Source organism: Paenibacillus sp. PAMC21692, from assembly GCF_014303795.1.
Lineage (GTDB): Bacteria > Bacillota > Bacilli > Paenibacillales > Paenibacillaceae > Pristimantibacillus > Pristimantibacillus agaridevorans.
Window position 1 is genome coordinate 8,060,530 of the sequence record NZ_CP060293.1, and the last position, 18,924, is coordinate 8,079,453.

13 protein-coding genes are annotated in these 18,924 nt (G+C 52.1%); 3 read left to right on the plus strand and 10 right to left on the minus strand.

Features of this window, described 5'->3' with window-relative positions; all coding sequences use genetic code 11:
• Positions 1-135: 135 nt before the first annotated feature.
• Together H7F31_RS32010 and H7F31_RS32015 are read right to left on the minus strand one after the other, a co-directional pair.
• Positions 136-2,403 (minus strand): helix-turn-helix domain-containing protein, encoded by a 2,268-nt coding sequence (locus H7F31_RS32010; RefSeq protein WP_187102142.1) that lies wholly within the window; start codon positions 2,401-2,403, stop codon positions 136-138.
• 104 nt (positions 2,404-2,507) lie between these two features.
• A complete protein-coding gene (locus tag H7F31_RS32015) occupies positions 2,508-3,491 on the minus strand; it encodes a helix-turn-helix transcriptional regulator (RefSeq protein WP_261800212.1) in 984 nt (327 codons plus the stop codon).
• A 150-nt stretch (positions 3,492-3,641) separates the two neighbouring features.
• On the opposite strand from H7F31_RS32015, the gene H7F31_RS32020 reads away from it, so the two are divergent.
• Positions 3,642-4,121, plus strand: coding sequence for a hypothetical protein (locus H7F31_RS32020; protein WP_187102143.1), 480 nt, complete (start codon positions 3,642-3,644; stop codon positions 4,119-4,121).
• 22 nt (positions 4,122-4,143) lie between these two features.
• A complete protein-coding gene (locus tag H7F31_RS32025; RefSeq protein WP_187102144.1) occupies positions 4,144-4,620 on the plus strand; it encodes a GyrI-like domain-containing protein in 477 nt (158 codons plus the stop codon).
• A gap of 393 nt (positions 4,621-5,013) precedes the next feature.
• Here H7F31_RS32025 and H7F31_RS32030 read toward each other — a convergent pair whose 3' ends face one another.
• Both H7F31_RS32030 and H7F31_RS32035 read right to left on the minus strand, forming a co-directional pair.
• Positions 5,014-5,121, minus strand: coding sequence for a putative holin-like toxin (locus H7F31_RS32030; protein WP_187102145.1), 108 nt, complete (start codon positions 5,119-5,121; stop codon positions 5,014-5,016).
• A gap of 94 nt (positions 5,122-5,215) precedes the next feature.
• The gene (locus H7F31_RS32035; RefSeq protein ID WP_187102146.1) at positions 5,216-5,647 is read right to left on the minus strand and encodes a cache domain-containing protein; all 432 of its coding nucleotides are present in this window, start codon (positions 5,645-5,647) and stop codon (positions 5,216-5,218) included.
• Between the two features lie 158 nt (positions 5,648-5,805).
• Between H7F31_RS32035 and H7F31_RS32040 the strand changes: the two genes are divergently transcribed.
• Positions 5,806-5,958: a transposase gene (locus H7F31_RS32040; protein WP_222622775.1), complete on the plus strand. Its 153-nt coding sequence runs from the start codon at positions 5,806-5,808 to the stop codon at positions 5,956-5,958.
• Between the two features lie 100 nt (positions 5,959-6,058).
• Here H7F31_RS32040 and H7F31_RS32045 read toward each other — a convergent pair whose 3' ends face one another.
• The 6 genes from H7F31_RS32045 to H7F31_RS32070 form a co-directional block, all read right to left on the minus strand.
• Positions 6,059-7,201 (minus strand): sialidase family protein, encoded by a 1,143-nt coding sequence (locus H7F31_RS32045; RefSeq protein ID WP_187102147.1) that lies wholly within the window; start codon positions 7,199-7,201, stop codon positions 6,059-6,061.
• A 49-nt stretch (positions 7,202-7,250) separates the two neighbouring features.
• On the minus strand, positions 7,251-12,560 hold the full coding sequence (locus H7F31_RS32050) for an Ig-like domain-containing protein (RefSeq protein WP_187102148.1): 5,310 nt from the start codon (positions 12,558-12,560) through the stop codon (positions 7,251-7,253).
• 20 nt (positions 12,561-12,580) lie between these two features.
• Complete coding sequence (locus H7F31_RS32055) at positions 12,581-14,197, minus strand: extracellular solute-binding protein (protein WP_187102149.1); 1,617 nt, start codon at positions 14,195-14,197, stop codon at positions 12,581-12,583.
• Positions 14,198-14,262: 65 nt separating this feature from the next.
• Positions 14,263-15,141 (minus strand): carbohydrate ABC transporter permease, encoded by an 879-nt coding sequence (locus H7F31_RS32060; protein WP_087571298.1) that lies wholly within the window; start codon positions 15,139-15,141, stop codon positions 14,263-14,265.
• A gap of 39 nt (positions 15,142-15,180) precedes the next feature.
• Positions 15,181-16,083, minus strand: coding sequence for an ABC transporter permease (locus H7F31_RS32065; protein ID WP_087571299.1), 903 nt, complete (start codon positions 16,081-16,083; stop codon positions 15,181-15,183).
• A gap of 20 nt (positions 16,084-16,103) precedes the next feature.
• The gene (locus H7F31_RS32070) at positions 16,104-18,896 is read right to left on the minus strand and encodes an FG-GAP-like repeat-containing protein (RefSeq protein WP_187102150.1); all 2,793 of its coding nucleotides are present in this window, start codon (positions 18,894-18,896) and stop codon (positions 16,104-16,106) included.
• Positions 18,897-18,924: the final 28 nt, after the last annotated feature.

The window sequence follows — 18,924 nt, forward strand, 5'->3', positions numbered from 1 at the left end:
TTGATATTTGGAATATCCCTGCCTTGTGCTCGTTCATCATAAAAAAATAAGCCAGCCCTCACAATCATACGATTGCGGGGTGGCCTCACGATTTATCGAATGATCCGTAAAACAGACCATGATTCGTAATTCAGGTTAGGATCGCGGTCGCTGCCTATACTCCGTAGGCGTCATGCCTGTATATTTCTTGAACATTCTGTTGAATGAGTTAATGTTCTGATACCCGGCGAGCTCGGCAATTTCCCGGGCCTTCAATTCCGTGTCGCGCAGCATCTCGCAAGCCTTATCGATTCGGATTTGATTCACGTAGTCGACGAAGTTGGTTCCTGTCTTCTCCTTGAAGTAGGTGGAGAGATAGCCGCTCGTAATTTTCAACTCTCCGGCTACGTCCTCCAGGTTGAAGGCTTTGCTATAATGGGTCCCCACGTATTTGGTGGCGAAATCAATGATTTTATCCGTTCCCACTTGTTGCTTTTGTTGTTCCGTCTGCTCGTGCAGCTGCAGGAAGAAGGACATCAGGCAGCTTTCCAATTCCTCGTAGCTTAAACAATTTTCGATCATGCTTTCGGCTTGTGCATGAGAGAATGGATGGTCGACCGTAAGCAAACCCGTTCCTTGATTGTAGAGATGAATAGTCCGATCCATGAGCAGCTTGGCCAGCTTGATCGCCTCCGTCGCGGGATATTGCCGTTCCCGCAGCTTGCCGAAGAGCTTGTTCATCGCGTGCCGGACGTTCGCGAAGTTCCCGGCAGACAGTTGCGAGGCGATCTCTCGCAATTGGTCGGCCGAGACGGTTGGTTGAACGCGTTTGTCGAGTGAATCGTCTTTCATGATAATGGTTGCGGCTTGCAAAGGCCGCATTTGCAAACGCAGCAACGTTTCCTCGTAGGCCTCAGTCAACTCATCCGAATGAGAATAAACGGAGCTCACCGATATAGTGGCAAACCCGTAGGATTGATCGATATCCAGCGTCGTTTTTATTTTCTCCAAGACAGGTGCTACTTCTTCCGCGGATTCGCAAAACACGATCGTCATCAGCTGGTTTTTTTCCATATGGAAGCTGATTGGCTGACGATGCTCATGCGAGATCGTCAGATCGATGTATTCTTTGACATAGGAATACCATCTGGATTCGTTTTTTTCGCGGTGCTCCGTGATCATATCGCCGAAGGTGTGGCGGATCGTCAAGTGGATCATAATCAGCAGATAGGGTGCGTCGGAGAACTGGACCTCCAGTTCGTTTCTAGTCCAAATATCTTTCATTTTGTTAACGTAAGCGAAGTTTTGCAACAACGACTTCTGCGACTTCAGCTCGTGATCGGCTTGTTCCTTGGCGTCGGACAAATGGCGGAACTGCTCGCTAATCGCGTCGAATTCTTTGATTCTGCTCGACTCCGGCATTTTTTTATTTTGATTCAATAGAGATTCGATAATCTGCTTCAACGGGTTATTGATCTTCCGGACAAACCATACCGCCGACAGGATCGCGATGAAAATTGACAGAATCAGAACGGACAACAAAACCGATTTGATCTTTAGCTGCGCCGAGATGGTCTCCACGGGAACGATGCTTACGTAGGTGAAGCCCGTTCCTTTCCCCTGCTTGTAGAAGTAATAATAATCGTCATCGATATGAAACCCTTTGTTAGCGGCGAAGTTCAGATTAGAATCGGGGATACGATGTTCCGCCTTATTCTCGTACAGGATTTGATCGTTGTTCATAATGATCAGATTGTCGTGTACGGAAATTTGCAGCTGATTGAACATTTTTGCCGAATCCAGAAGTCCGACCATATAAAAAGGGCTGTCGGCATATCCCTTATAAACGACGGGCAAATACACATACGATGTTGCCGGGGCATTGGCGTAAGCCTGTTCGTAGAAGGTGGCGTCGGCAAGCACCTTATAGCTGTAATCCTCCGTATATTGCCGCGCCCAAAACTCCTTCGTATAGGTTTCCTGCTTCAAAAACACGGAAAACATCTGGTCTGCCACCGTGCTTTTTTTGTAATCCAGCACCTGTTCGTCGGTACCGGAATAGAGAAAGACGTCTTCCATCATTAACAGCGAATTGCCCACTAATCGTTTCAGTTCCTCTTGGATAGCGGGATATTTGATAAAGTTTTCGCGTTTGCCGAATTGCTGGATATTCTCGTTAATGTAGAAGGACATCATCGTTTTGCGAACCAGTTCGAAATGCTGTTCGTAATTGCCGGCCGTTCTCTCCAGATTAGCCGAATTGTAGCTGACAATTTCACGACGAATTTCGGTCGACATTAACGATATGGTCAAATAGTTGAGACCGATCAAAAAAAAGATAATGACCATAAACGCTACGACAAGCTTCGTAAATAACGAACTCGTTTTGTTTTTCGGCATAAATAACCGCTGAATCGTAATCAACTTCAAGTCACTCCTTGTACCCTTACGCCAAGCGGATGGCCTGGATAAAAAATGCATGGAAATATAATATCATAAATGGCGAACGTTGCAGCCCGGCTATTGGCCTAACGTGTTTTTGTTAAAGTGTCTGCGCTTCCCCTTAACCGTTTTTCCAAAATCAAGCGCAGCTCATCGGGAATCCGTTCAAATTCGACCCCTTTCCCCAAAAACAAAAGCCAATCCGCATAATACTCTAGCGCCTCAACATCGGTCACATCCAGTTGAGCATTGAAAATCCCGCTCGACTGGAACATCCCTGTAAAGGACAAAATAATCCCCGGCGGATGCAAGCGCTTAAAGCGCTGAATTCCAGTCGTATCAAGCTTTACAATCAGATTAGACTCATGTGCTCCAAGCCGTTTTTTGCTTAAAATCTCTTGCTCGGACCGCTTCATCTTCTGCTCAGAAATGGCCGAATCCCGCAGCATCTCAACAGGCAAATAACGAAACTCATCTGTATCAAGATCATAAACCTCGACCAGCCAACGAGCGTTTGAGTTAAAAATATGAATCAAAAAAACATCCATCAACTGCGGCCAGCCAGGACTCCGCTCATACGTCAAGCGCAAGTGCTTATCCCGCGCGGCAAGCGAAATCAGCTGGTTCAACTCCGCAGGCGCCGCATCATCGAGTTCCAAAAGATTCGGATTAGCAGGATTTGTATTTTCAAAAAGCAAGATATTATTCAGCTCAATCAGCTCGTCGTGCTGGGTTTGCGACGCGATGCCGATGAGTTTTTCAGTGATGGAGCGGCGATTTTGCAAATAAGGCAGCTGCGAATTTTTTGATGCGATAAAGCTGATAAATATCGCTTTCAGCTCTTCTGGCGTGAAACGGACGGCGGACAGATACTGATTTTGCAAGACATTGTAGCCGCCCCCGCGACCAAGCTCGGTCGTCAGCGGAAAACCCATCGCTTGAATCTCGTTAATGTCGCGGATCGCCGTCGCGCGAGAAATTTTGAACTCCCGCTGGATCTCTGCAATCGTAAAATGCGCGCGGTTATTGATGAAGCGCATGATCAGGCTCACTCGTTCTGTCTTTTTCATAATTTTATTGTATCAGAAATGTAGCACCCGTACTGATTTTGATTCTGTTTTTGCAATACTTTTTGATTTCCGATAAAAGGTATCGTTTTTTGATACATTTAGAGAATATTATCAATCTTGTAAAAACAAATCCGCTAAGGAGAGATTAAAATGTCTAATTACTCCATCCAAACCATCTCAGAAAATTACAAAATGACTGCTTTCGGTGTTTTACTTGAAGACTACAACGACTGGTCAGGCAATGCAGCAAAAACTGCAGCGAAAAAAGCTGAAATCACTGAAAACGGCAAGCTTGCCGAACTTCTCACGCTCGCTGACGGGCAAGAATATCAAATCAACTACGTCATCGACGGCAAGGCTTGGCGCGGCTTCGGCGTGATGGATGCATACGACGTGGAAGGCGCGGTCGTCCTTGACTTCCTCGCCGGGGACTACCTCGTGGTGTCTGGCACAGGCGCCGAAAAAGACCGCCTCGCTGACGAAATAACAGGCAAGGTTTTCGGTGGATTGCTGCAAGAAATCACAGACTACAAATACGTTGGTCCTGGTAACTCAACATTCGTCAAAGCAACTGAGGACGGTACATTCTACGGCGAAATGTGGCTTCGTGCAAAAAAAGTAACAGGCTAATCTCAGTCAAAGGAGCACTCCAATGGCAAATTACACAGTTGAACATAAGAAATCATTTACATTGACCGCTTATGGTTTTTCAATTCAATCCAATTTTCAAGACGCGCCAGCTTTGCAGAAGGAAAAAGCAGAGTTTTGGGGAAGACTCAAGGCTGACGGGCGTTTTGATAAGCTCAAAGCGGCCGCAAAAGATGATCGCGAATGGTCAGTCAACGAGGTTTATCAAGGCAGACCGTGGAATTATTTCGCGGTAGAAGCTGGCAAATCGGTGGCTGACGCAACACGCATCATCGAGTTTCCGGAGAGCGAGTACATAGTGCTCGCAGGAACCGGAGACAAGGAAACTTTGTTTAATCAGTTGACTTATCGTGCTTTTGGCGAAGTCTTGTCTCAAATCACTGACTATGCTTACATCGGCGGCCCCAATGCGACTTATCGCAAAGAAAACGGTGACGGCACTTTCTACGGCGAATTTTGGGTTCCTGTGGTTAAAAAATAGTAGGATTGCTCGCAATGCGTAGGCCGGGGTTCAATTCCCTTCGCAATGGGTAGAATGATTTTCCAATCCAATACCCGAGGATACAGCATGAATGATAAAGCATAGATTCCCTCCCTTTGTATAAGCTAAATCATCTTATACGAATACAAGAGAACGTATGCTTCTCTTTTGAGAGAGATTATCCGTTGAATTGCTTATTGCTCAGGTTATTTATAGGTTATTTGACAGGTTATTTATTGCTTTCAATCTTGTAGGTATAGATTCCATCCTTTATAATAAGAATAGAAAAGGAGCCGTGCGCTAACACGGCTCCTGACACATCAGCCGCTTTTAAGGGCGGTTGGCTTCAAAGGTTTACCTGTGAATTAGGCCGTTACCTTGTGCAGAGGCGGCCTATTTCTTTTGGTTATTAGCTGCGACGATGGCAACCACCAGCGTCAGCAGCGCAACTATTAGCGCCCCAAAACTGATCATCAACGTCAACGCATCTTTAACCTCCATAGCATCACCTCCCTTCCGGGAGATTAGCCGACCGCGCTCTTAAAGCCTTCCAATGTGCTTCCATGAGTATAGCATGTCTGACCAAAACCTGTCATTACTTAGAACAGCTCTCTGCACTTCGCCACAACTGCCTGCAAATCCGACTCGTGCAAGCGTCGGATAATACTGTCAGCCGGGATCGTATGTAGCTTACTTGTCCTGGCAATCGAAGATTTAGCCCCCCCCCCCTGCCTCTGAATGTCGCCTTTTCCAGCAGCTTGTCTTTGTTGATTAGCGCGACGAAGGTCCAGTCCAGACCGTCAAACGGAATGATCTGGTACAGGTAGTCTACATCGTCCAAACGGACAGGCCGTACTTCTTTGGTCGGCTGCTCCCGCAGCAGCGGGGTGAGCTCTGCAATGCCTATTTTGCCGGAAGTGGCTCCTACAATCTCGCCATGTCCATTCACGGTAAAAAGGCTGGCCTTGTTGTCCATATTCGCCGTCTGCAAGGCATGCCTGATCCATTCAATATCCAGCAGCATCACTCCGATATACAGCTGATCCAGATATATCTTTCTCTTTCGGAGTGCCGCTCCTTACGCCATCATAAGCACCGCCCTGTCCTAGTGTTAAGAAGTTCTGACCAGAAGCGTCTTACAGGACACTTCAGACCCGAGATTACAACCCGGCTTTCGAAGTAGAAATCGTATTTGGTCACATCAAGGGCAACCGGTCGTTCCGACGGTTCTCCTTGCGAGGGCTGGGCAAAGTTCACACGGAGTTAGGGATTGTGGCCATGGCCCACAACCTACTAAAAGTGGCGGGCATCCGCCTGAATTCCTGCAACAGCAGGTGACGCAAAAAGGCTGAACGGAAAACCTTGCGTTTTCTCGCCCAGCCTTTTTATTTGGGGGACTTATTGGACGGCCCCTCCCTGTGCTAATCATTGCGGAAAGTCAACCCGCCAAGCGGAGCTTGATCCAGCGAATGTTGCCGACACCGTCTTCAACCGCCCAGAAACTTACGAAAATATGATTCGAATGCGTACGGGACAGCGAAGGCGCACCGAACTGCAATGCGGTGAAATCCGCTGCCATGTTGCCCGAATGAGCGGTCAGCCCTGACCTGCCGCTGCCCCATAACGGATACTCCGCTTCGTTCACCCATTCGTCGCCCGCGATCCGGGAAATATTCGCCCATAGCCCAGGCACATCCGTTCTGCGATAAACGGTCAGCACCCTGCCCGGCGCGATTTCCATCAAATTCAGCGTTTGCCCTTGCAAGCCGCATGACCGCGGCTCCGTGAACGGGCTGCCGATTCCCGCCGCGCGGGTAATGACGTAGTGATTGTCCCGATCCTTCCCCGCCTCCCGGTCATATACCCAGGCTGCAGCCAGTATTCTGCCGTCCGTCAGTTCAATCATCTTGGACTCCCAGAAAATATCGATGTCTCTCGCATCCGCCATAACATCGATGTAATCCGGCCAGGTGCTGCCTTGGTTATCGGAACGGAATGCGACCATCTTCATGCCGTTCGGGCAATAGCCGTCGAAGCCTTTCCAGGTACAGGTCGGCAATATCCACGTACCGTCGCGCAACGGCACGATCGGTGAAGTCATTTCGAATTCCGGGCCGACGAGCGGCGGGGCGATCGTCTGCGGCTCGCTCCATGTGCGTCCTCCGTCAGATGACCGGAACAACAACTGCTCGGTTTCGACGAACCCCAGATTGTCGGGATTGACAAAGCCGCAATCCTGACGGGAACGGTCATGACGAATAACGTATGCGATCACTTCTCCGTCGGCGCCATGGGACAGGCGGCATGTTTCCGAAGTGACCCTGTCCGCCGTTCCGGGATATAAGCGGCCTTCATGCACCCACGTGGCTCCCTGATCGGAGGAGCGCGACAGTTCCGTGTGCAGGTCGGCGGATTCGAAGGCTTGGCCGACCGTAAACGATGCCAGCATCTCGCCGTTCGTCAACTGAATCACCGAAGGAAAATAGGCATGCCGGGCGTAGACATGGGGCAGCGGGTTACGAAAAACAAGTCCGGTATCGACGATTTCAAGTTCAATGTGATCGGCAGTCATGTCGGACATAGGTGAATCCCCTTTCGTCGAATGAATAGTCTGTTCGGATAATACTGGTTCAGCCGGTCGATGGAATCCGGCGGCAATTGCCTTGCGCATTCTGTGGTAACGATTGTCCGTTACGCACCTGAACCGCAGGACAGACCTGTACGGCTACCTGTCCGTCAACATCCGTACCGGGTATAACCGCCGTCACTTGGACGGATCCGGCATGATTCGGCGCCTGGAACAGGGCAGAGAACGCTCCGTCTTCACCGGTTGCGATTTCTGCAGGATCGATCATACCTGACGAAGCGGACAAGCGGACCGTAATACCCGCCATGCCAGCTCCCTCGGCGTCATACACGGCGCCGGTTACAACCGCTTGCTGACCAAACGCGACACGGTCGGCATCCATCGCGAGCGAGATGCTGGCAGGAACCGGCGCCGCGTTCACCGTCACCGCGCTGGTTGCCGTCCATCCGCCATCGATGGCCGTTGCCGTTATATGTGCCAGGCCCGGCGAAATTGCGACGACCCGACCCGCTTGGTCAACTGTTGCCGCATCTTCATTGTCCGAAGTCCACAACACGCGCTTATCGGTCGCATGATCCGGCGCCAATGCAACGGTCAGGACATAATCTTCTCCTTCCCGCAGTTCCAGTTCCGCAGGTGTCAATTCAATGCCGGTTGCGGCGAAAATTTTGGAGAAGCGAATATGGTCAATGTACAGCTCGTTCGTACCGGACTCTCTGTCAAGCGGAATCGAAGCAATCTCGATATGTTCCGGGTTCGGGTCTGCGAAGCCCATTCCGGCATGCTCCGCGATCTTCACCCCATCCAGCCAGAGCGAAATGGCCGATTCCCCGTCATAGCGAATTTCCCAAGCGTGGAACTGATCGTCATTCGGCATCTGAATCGGATAAGTACCAACATTGCGATAAGCCTGGTCGCCACGGAAAGTTACCTTGGCCTTCCCGGTAGCAGGATCATAGGAGTTGAAAGCCAATACATACTTCAATCCGTTCGCATTCACCCGGAACAGGATGCCCCGGTCCGGCAAATAGTTGGCCGGCGTCATCAGATCGGCGAAACGTGCTGAAAATTCCATCTTCCAAGGTCCCTGGCCGATCGCCAGATTGCGAAGCATCGAGCCCCACTTGCCGCCCGAATTTCCATCTCCATAAAGCAGATATTGGCCTTCCGTCACCGGTTTCAGCGCAACTCCCTGCGGGTTGCCGAGCGTATTCGCAGAATCGGTGATGTAGACGCCCGGTTGCGGCGACGTCACTCGCCAGCTCTTATCTTTCAGACTTGCAGCGTCATCGTTGAACAATAAGCTGCGCGGCGCCCCCTCGACATAGACGCTGTCCTGCGTCCATTCGGCGGGATACGCGAATGTATGCCACTTCTTCACTTTCACTTTGTCTCCCAGCTCACCGCGAATGACGCCGCCATTCGCCGCCGTTCCTCGCCAGTTGTTGTAAATATAGATGCCGTCGTATCCGGCTTCATAGAACTGGTGCGCCCGCAACAAATACTGCTGTTTGCTCACATAATTGAACCCGGCGGTAATCGGAATGCCGCGCTTCTTTAACTCTTCCTCGATTTTGGTCAATTCATGGCCGGACAATGTCCCTGTTATACCGCCATACAGCTTCACATTCGTCCCTTCCGCCAAATCGGCGAACTCATCGATATTGCTGAAGAAACCTTCATGGTCAATCGAGGCCGGAATGAGAATGTCGATCAGTCCGTCGTCGATCCACGTTTGCAAATCGAGCGCAGTGACCGGATAATAAGGAACACGCACCGCAATTTGCTTGCCCGGCATCGCAATGCGAAGCTCGCGCAGGAAATCGGTCATGATCGTCGCCGTCGACATGCTCGCCGCCTCACTGCCGAACAAGTCCGGATAGCGATTAAAGTCGAGCTCCACGCCAGACACAACCTGCTCGCCCTGATCATTCGTCGCAAAGGCTGCTTCCACCAGCACATCCTTAACGAATTGCCGGAATTCGGGATAGGCATAGCTCATCCGGAAGCTGCGCGAGCCATCCCCCAATTGCTGCCAATACCCCTTGTTCACAAACTCATCGTATCGCGGCCCGTTCAAATAAGGGTGTTCTCCCGGATTGTAAAAGGCGTTCATCCGCAAGGAGGCAAACCCGTTCATCCCAAGCTCTTCCGCCCGTCCGGCTACAAGCGCCAACGGATCTTTGCCGCTGTTGATCAACTGCAGAATCAGATTCATTCCCCGAACGTCATCGGACCGCATTAAATCTTCCTGCTCCGGCGTCAGGTTTGTATATGGCTTCAACGCTGTCTCGCTGTCGCGAATAATCATCATCGTCGCCCCCAGCGACCAATAGATCGCTTCCGCGTCCTGGCCGGCCAGAAGATCAACGGCATACTCCTTCAGCTTCGTTTCATCCGCATACAATCCCGAAGTAAAGTCGCTATAACCATCGTTGTTGTAAATAACCCGTTTTCCTCCGCCAAGCGCTGTTTCGTCCGCTTCCATGTAAAGGGCGATTTCATCCGCAGTCAATTCTTTGAGTTTAACGTAGGCGATTCGCGCTTGTTTCCCTCCCGCTGTCTTCAGGGTGACGGTTCCATTCTGAAACTCGGAAGCGAAGGCGAAGACTTCCGCAATAGCCTTGTTGCCATACGACTGACCAGGGTCGATAGCGCTGCCGCCGACCGTCACCGTCTGCTCCAGCGTGCCGTCGCTAACGATAAACTGTTCGGTCCCGGTCACATAGCCGACATAAACGCCGAACCAGCCGTTCAGGTTGATCGGCAAGGAGAGCGTATGCGCGTCGCCGACATTCTCCAGGAAGACGCCGCCTTCTTCGGTTCCTTCATATTGGTACGTGGCAGTCTCCCAGCCGGAAGTTCCCTTCACAAACACCATGTTCGCCGTCTCATCCCACACACCCGTCATTTCCTTGTACAGATAGACCGCACCGGTCGTCGCCGTACCGCCTGCCGCCGTCGCTTGCTGTCCGGGCGCGAGTTCCTCAACCGTCGGATAAACCTCGAGATTCCGGGTATATGTTGTCAGTTCGGCGCCGTTGTGCAGCAGCCTGACGGTCAACTCCATCCGGCCTGTCGCCGCCACGGCATCCAGCCGTACGGACACAGCCGGCCCGGTTGCCGCTTGCAGTTTGCTGGCCATCATTGACCCGTTCTGCCGCAAGCTCGCTTCTACTTGCAAGGAACCATCCTGATAGGACAGCGGATTCGCATCATCAATGGAGACGACCGTCTCGATGCCGTTTGCTTGCGAGGAAGCCGGCAATATGGAGATACTCGTGATAGCAGGCGCGAATCGAGCCCAGTCCGGAAGCGCGTTCTTCACCAGACGAATCCGGTCAATGTCGGCTTCCGTCGTGCCGGTAACCGCTCCGGTCGCATCGTTGTAAATGCGCACACGATCCGGCCCGGCCTGGGCCATACCTAGCCCTTGCCAACTGCCCAACTTCATCCCATCTAATGAAACGATAATCTGATGCCGGTCGTAGGCAATGCCCCACTGATGAAATTGCTGGGCGTCCGGTATCGTCAATTCCAGTGTTTCATAACCGCCATCGGCTTTCAGCAAGCGCAATTTATCGCCATCATGCCAGACAAGCCGGTACAACTTGCCGTCTGCGACGATTTCCAGGCCAAGCCCCTTGGAAGGATCGCCGACCGCAGCGTCCAACTCGACCAGTGATTGGATCCGGGCATCGAACTCCAACGCCCATGGCGCGCCTGCAATCGCGACCTGTTTGGATAGCTGAGCCGCCTGGCCGCTCCCCGCTGCCGCATAGGTCGCATAAGTGCCCTCGGCCGCCGGTTTCATGCCGGCGATTACGCCGTTTGTTTTCCTGTAGTCCGTGAAATAAGCATTCGCCGCCGGGGGATCGACCTGCCAGTTCATCGTCGGAAACCCGGACCCTTCATCATCGATCAATACATTCGGGTTGCCCTTCACGGATTTGCTCAATCGGATATCCTCGAAATAAACTTCATTTGCACCGGCTTCCCAATCCAGCGGAGCATTGAAGATATACAGACCATCCGCAGCGTTTACCGTTCCCGCAATGTTCTCGAATCGAGCCAGAACGACGCCATCGACGCTGACCGATACGGCATTTACGCCATCATAAGCGATCTTCCACGAATGGAACAGGTCATCGTTGGGCATATTCACCTCTCTGACATCCACCGCGCTGCCGGACCCGACCTGGGCCACAATGCGGTTGCCGGAGTTAAAGGCGATCTTGTATCGCTTTTGATTGGCGCGGACATCGAAGAATATGCCCCGCTCGGCCAGATAACGCGAAGGGGTCATCAACTGACTGAATTTCGCCGAAAATTCCAGTTCCCATGCCCCTGCGCCAATCGGCATACTTTGACTCATATAACTATATTTATTGAGACCGCTTGCACGCTGATCGCCATAGAACAAATACTGTCCGGCAGGGACAGGCTGCATGGCTGCCCCGTTCGGATTGCCGAGCGAATCGCCGGAGTCCGTTATATACAGCCCGTCGATCGGAGCTTGAAAGCGGGTCCAGCCGGCATCCGCCAATGAATGGGCGTCATCCTGCGCATAGACGTCCGGATTTCCTTTGTACAGTTTGAAATAATCAAAGTAAACTTCATTCGTTCCCGCTTCCCAGTCAAGGGGCAAGTTGCCGATGACGACGCTGTCGTTGCGCCCGGTTGCCGGAAGGGCGATGCCGGAGAAAGCGGCAACCTTGATTCCGTCAAGTTTAACCGAAACCGTCTGCAATCCATCGAATGTAATTTCCCACTGGTGGAAGGCGTTATCTTGAGGAAACTCGATCTCCTTGTCCTGGAATGTCGTGCCATGGGTATTGGTCAAGCCGTACAGCTTGTTCATCGCATTGAAGGCAATCTGATACCGTTTCTCGTTGGCATATACGACGAACAGAATACCGCGTTCTGCCGGATATTGTTTCGGCTTCACCAGGTCGACGATCCGCGCGGAGAACTCGAGTGTCCATTCACCTTCGCCGATTGTCGCCGACTTGGTCATCATCGTATAGCGAATGCCGTCGCTTGCCTGCTTGTCGCCATAAAACAAATATTGTCCCGGATCGACCTGCTTCATCTCGATTAAGTTCGGGTTGCCGAGCGAACGACTGGCATCAGTCGCATAAACGCCGCTTTCGGGCGGCTTGCTTAACGTCCATCCGGCCTGCTGCATATTGTCGGCATCATCTTCGAACAACACCGGGAGGGCGTCGATGGAGGCGGGAGCAGCGCCCGCCCCGTCGGCCATGTTCGCATTCAATGGAAAGGCTCCAACCGGGAATATAAGTCCTGCAGTCAATACAGTGATCAACAACTTGCTGACAAACCTGTATTTCATCTACAACACCTCATTCTGAACTATTTGTATTCGCCTTTTACGCCGTTTGCCTTCATCGCCTCATTGACTTCCTTGATCATTTGCGCGCCGCCCTTGTCTCTCCATTCTTGAACCATCTTGTCCCAATCGCTGATCGGCCGTTGCCCGAAGATCATCTTCGTCTGTTCTTCGTACAGGAACATATCCAGTTCCGAACCTTTGGAAATATAGGTATCCGAGAAAATCTGGTAGATCGGATTGATAAAATGTTTCGTGTTTTTGTGCATTTCCTCCAGCTTTTGGGCCAATTCTTTAGCGGCAGGCGATTTATACGTTCGGGAATACTCATTGGCATCATCGCTTGGCGCCCACATCAGCCCGTCAATGTAGAAATTAATCGGAGCGAGCCCTTTCTCCGCGCTTTCCGCCTTGGCAGTGCCATCTTCAACCGTGTAGCCGGTTCCTTCATTGCCGTACATCCAGTCGTAATCCGGGTTGCTCTTGTTCCGTTCGTCCAACGGATAGAACGTCCGGCCGAAATCAAGAAACTCAAGCACACGATGCAACTTGTCCGGATCGTCGGCCAGCTCTGCGCTCAACATCGTCATGCCATAATACGCCTTGTAGGCCATGAATCCCTGTTCTCCATCCGGAGCGACGAACGGTTCGATCGGTTCGATCTTCGCATTCGGGTTAATCTTCAGCAGTTCGTTGAACGCCGCTTCATCCATCCCTCGCGGAGAGCTAATCCAAATGCCGGCTTTGCCGGAGAAGAAATCATTAGTCGCCTGTGTGGCATTGACAACAGCGGAGTTCGGCGTCAGCGCTCCTTCTTTCTCCAGATCGGCCAACCAGGCGACATGTTCTTTGCGCGTATCGGATATGAAGTTCGGGATGTAATTCCCTTCCTCGTCCTGATGATACCAAGAGCGGAATTCCCAATAACCGCCCAATTCATAAGCCGGGTTGACGTATTCGGAAATTGCCATGCCGTAAGTATCATCCTTGTTATTGCCGTCCGGGTCGTTCTTCGTGAAGGCAATGGCAACTTCCTTCAGCTCTTCATAGTTCGTCGGCGCCTTCAGACCAAGCTTGTCGAGCCAATCCTTGCGAATGATCGGCGAACCCAGGTAAGAGGATGGGAAATACCGTGGAATCGCATAGATTTGGCCGTCGAGCGTCATCGACTTCCATACATAATCAGGGACGAGCTTCAACGTCGGGTACTTGTCGATATAGTCGTTAAGCGGCAAGAACGCCCCTTGCTTGGCCCACTTGTAAAAGTTGGCGATCGGCCCTTCCATCGTCATAATATCGGGTACCTCGCCGGAAGCGACGTTGGCGCTCAACTTCTGCATATAATCGTTAATGACGACAAACTGCGGCTTGTAATCGATATTGAACTTCTCGTTGATCATATCCAGTCCACGGCCGGTTGCCGGCGGAATCGCGGCAGGGTTTCGAAAGTCAATCGCATTAATCGTAAATTTCTGTCTGCGAGCATTGTCTCCATTGCCGCTTGTTTCGCTCGCCGAAGGTGAATTTGATGCAGATGGCTGATCTCCTGTCGACGGTTTGCTGGGATTGTTTCCGCCGGTTGAACAAGCTGTAAGAACCAAGCATAACAACACAGTTGCAATGGCCTTGTTTCGTTTCATGTGGATCCCCTCCTGAAATGAGTTCCTTGCACATTCGATTGCACGATGCCAATCATTATACAGCCTTATCCCTTAACCGAGCCCAGCATCACCCCCTTGACGAAATGTTTTTGCAGGAACGGATAGAGGATCAGGATGGGCAATGTGGCCACCAGTGTCGCCGCCATCTGTACCGTTTCCCCTGGCGGAGCGAATTCCCTGGGCATATTCAATGCGGCCAGCGGTTCGTTCACGATGACCATCTGCCGAAGAATGACCTGAATCGGCCAGTCGGCCGGGTCATTCAAATATAAGATCCCGGTAAAGTAATTGTTCCAATGCGCTACCGCATAGAACAACCCGAATGCGGCCAAAGCCGGTTTCGACAGCGGAAGCATGATTTGCGCAAAGATATGCAGATCATTCGCGCCGTCTATGGTGGCCGCTTCGCTCAACTCCCTCGGAATATTGAGAAAGAACTGACGCACAACGACCAGATTAAAAGAATTGATCGCCGCCGGAATGATGAGCGCCCAGATCGAATTCAGCAATCCCGTCCCCTTCACAACGAGATACGTAGGAATCATGCCGGCCGAGAACATCATTGTAAAAACGACCAGAAACATCATAATGCGCTGTCCGATAATCGGACGGGCAAGCACGTACGCGAACGTCGTGGTGAAGAGCAGGTTCACCAATGTTCCGATGACCGTAATTTCCACCGTCACGAACAACGAACGTACGAACCGTGAAGAAGCCAGAATATATTCATACGCATCCAGGACGAACGACTTCGGAATAAGTGTAAAGCCGTGCTCCAGATAATCCCGGTAAGACGAAATCGATATAGAAAATACGTACAGAAAAGGAAACGTCATAATAATTGCGATCAGAAACAGAAATACATAGTTGAATCCCTCGAACAAACCGATGCCTTGGTTTCGGCGAGCAGCCCGTTTGCTCATGGACATCTTCCTCCTTTCATTGTCTCGTCCAAAATTGCCTCAGTAAATGCCCTCTTCCCCCATTTTCTTCGACAATACATTTGCCGCGCTGACCAGAACTAGCCCCACGACGCCTTTCAACAATCCAACCGCCGTAGCGAAACTGAAATCGGATTGCTCAATTCCTTTGTAGAACACATAGGTATCCAGCACTTCTCCAGTCTCTTTGTTGAATGGATTCAGCATCAGAAAGAGCTGTTCGAAACCGACATCGAGCACGCTGCCCAGCCGGAGAATGAGCAAGATGACGATCGTGCTTCGAATGGCCGGCAATGTAATATGCCACGCCTGACGCAACCGGTTCGCGCCATCCATCGTGGCTGCCTCGTACAATTGCTGGTTAACGCCGGCGAGTGCTGCCAAAAATATGATCGTTCCCCAACCTGCTTCCTTCCAGATCACCTGCAGGATAACCAGCGGCCTGAACCAGTCCGGGTCGGTCAGGAACGGCACCGGAGACATGCCGAACAGGTTCTTCAATGCCCCGTTCACCAGACCGTCGCCCTGCAGAAAGATGACGAATATGCCGACAACAACAACCCACGATAGGAAATGCGGCAAATAGATGATGGTTTGAACGACTCTTTTGAACATCCGATGACGAACTTCATTCAGCATCAGCGCCAGTACAATCGGGATTGGGAAAGCGAATACAATTTGCAAAAGGGAAATGACAAGCGTATTCCATAACACATTCATGACTTCAGGCTCTGCGAAGATAGCCTGGAAATGCTTCATCCCCACCCACGGACTGTCGAAAAAACCGAGAAACGGGCTATAGTCGCTAAAGGCAATCACAAGACCGAACATCGGGGCAAATCGATAGATCAGGTAATACAACAAGCCCGGAAGCCCGATCATCAGCAACAACCAATCTTTACGCAATCGTCTCGCAACAACCATGCGCACTCTGCCTCCCTCTGTCACGACTCTCTCTTTTCGGATGATGGCGGTTCTCCAAGCATAATGGCAACCTCGCTTACGCGGGGCGTGCTACCGCTATTGACCGCTCCCAGCGCCAATCGATATTGCACCCATTTGCCGGATAGAGATCCGACGACGGTTTCTCCGTTCTTCTCGAACCAGCTATCCGCGCCGTTTTTCCCTATCCAGGGAGCGCCATTCAGATCCGCCTCGCTGGGTGCGGTTCGAATTTGCGCTTTCACCCACGTTTTGGCTGGTATTTCCGCCATCCAAGAAATGCCGCCGATTCGTGAATCTTCCGACAATTCAATCGGTCTTGATTCATAAAGTTCTTCATCTCCGCGATCGGCGATGTTGCCGATATCCGAATGGGTCATCCCGTGCGGGCCGAAGGTCGGGAGCTTGGTTACGCGTCGTTCAGTGAAACCTTCAGGGCCATTCCACCATACATAAGACATGCCGGGATGGTTGCCTTGCGTCTTGTGATTGACGACTGCCAGATCGATGAAGCCGTCTTCGTCGAAATCGGCGGCCAACGCTCCGGCAGCCGAATGATGCGGCAAGACGGTCCGATTGGATTCGGAATACACGCCTCCCGAGCCGCCCCAATAGATGAAGGAGTCGATGTCACGGCTCCGCAGGCCGTGATAGCAGGAGACGAAAATATCCAATATGCCGTCGTTGTTGAAGTCGGCAATCGTAATATCCGCCGCGAAGCTGGCCGGAAGCTGCGTTCGACGATTGTTGGAGAAGCCTTCCGGCCCGCCCCAATAGATATAGACGAACGTACTGTACGGGTCTCCGGGATCGTCCCCCTTGTACCCGCCCACGATCAGATCCAGCCATCCGTTGCCGTTCAGATCGGCTGCCCGCGAAGATATAGTCGGACCTGAGGGAAGCAGGGTCGCACGGCTGGCGACGAAGCCGTCGGGGCCGCCCCACAAGATGATTGTTTTGCCGGAGGAGCCGCATTCGGGAATCACAAGATCCAGCCATCCGTCACGGTTAAAATCGGCCAATGTCATGAACCTCGGATTATCGAAGACGATTCCTTCGATATCCAGCTTGATCCGCTTCGGCTCATCGGCGAATCCTCGCTCGGATCCGTAAAAGATGAGCAGCTCATTATTGCTGAAGCCGACAACGAGCAAATCCAGATAACCATCTCTGTTCAAATCCGCGCAGCACGAGCTCATATTGTAACGGGTCGGCAATTCCACCCGATGATTCTCGGAGAACCCGTTCGGGCCGCCATAATAAAGAAAGGATCCTCTGTCCAGATGCATCGCATTTTCATTGCTGTTCACAACAAGCAGGTCTACATGCCCGTCGTCGTTAAAATCGCAAGCCCGAACTTCCGTCGCGGCCCAGCCCGGCAACTCCTCTCTGCGGTCCGGCGAGAACCCGTCCGGACCTCCCCAGTAAATATAAACGGGGACATTGCCCAGAATCCGGTTGGAGAGATGATTCAGAAACACGAGCCGCGCCGGCTCGCCGACCGAATCGCGGGAAATGAATGCATCCAGAGCACAATGGGTTTCCAGCCGGATCGGCGGCTGATGGATGCCTGCCGGAGAGCCCCTATAGAGAAGGGAATGGTGGCTGTACCACTCTTCCACCTTATCCTGACAAAAGACAATGTCCCCGCAGCCGTTGTCATTGCCGCTCAGACGACCGATGATCACGTCGTTGGCGCCGTTCGTCGCGACGGCCGTCCGCCGTTCGTTCGCGTAACCACCCTGTCCGCCCCAGTAAATCCAGGATCGTTGCCCGCCCAGTTCGTCGGTCTGCCGCGAGGCCAGCACAATATCCTGTTCGCCGTTTCCCCGGATGTCTCCCACAGCAGCGCTCATCGCCTCCCCGCTGTTAAGTACAAGCGGCTCACCGGCTTGGCGGTTCGCACCGAACGGAATAAACAAGGTCTGTTCTCCTATGCAAACAAACAGATGCGGGCGGCTCTGCAGAGCGACGACTTTCAACCGGGGCCTCGCCGGAACGCCGTATACGCGCAGCGTCGCGCCTCCTGCGCCGCTGGCAGCCAAATCGATCCCAATCCCGATGAGCCCTTCCCCGGACAAGCGCTTGTCCAGCTTCGTCCGCCTGTCCGCACGAATCCCATCCGGCCCGCCCCAGTACACTGCGATCGACCGGTCGCTGGAGCGGACGACCAGGTCGGCGTATCCGTCGCCGTCCAGATCGGCGGCGGCAATCGACTCCAGATCATGCGGCAGATCGATATCCGTATAGCCGCCGGAAGCAAAACCTTGCTCTCCTTGGTAGAAAATCCGCAGCTTCTCCCGGCTGATCAACGCGATGTCAGGTCTGCCGTCGCCGTTGAAATCACCGATTTCCACATCTTTGGAGGAAGGAGCCCACAGCTTCAACATCCGCTTGACGCTGAAGCCCTCGGCCGATCCGTAATAAACTTGCGCATATACCTCGTTGGATACGCCGTCATATTGATTGGCGATGACCAGATCGTCATACCCGTCGCCGTTAATATCTCCCATCGCAGCTGCATAGCCGCCGTCCGTAGGCAACTCCAAGCGTTCCCCGTTTACGGCAGGATTCCGATAAATATAGACCGGAACCCGCGTATCGTCATCATGCGAATTGGCAAACGGCAGATCGATATAACCGTCGCCGTTGATATCGAAATGATGGATGCGCTGAATCGTTCCGGCACGGGAAACGTACAGATTTTGCCCCGCATTGCCGAACGCCCCTCGTCGGAATGTCTCAAACCCGGATTCCTTGATAGCGTTCATTTTTTCGTTGCGCCCTAGCGGCATGTCGGTCACTCCTCTTCACAGATCAAAC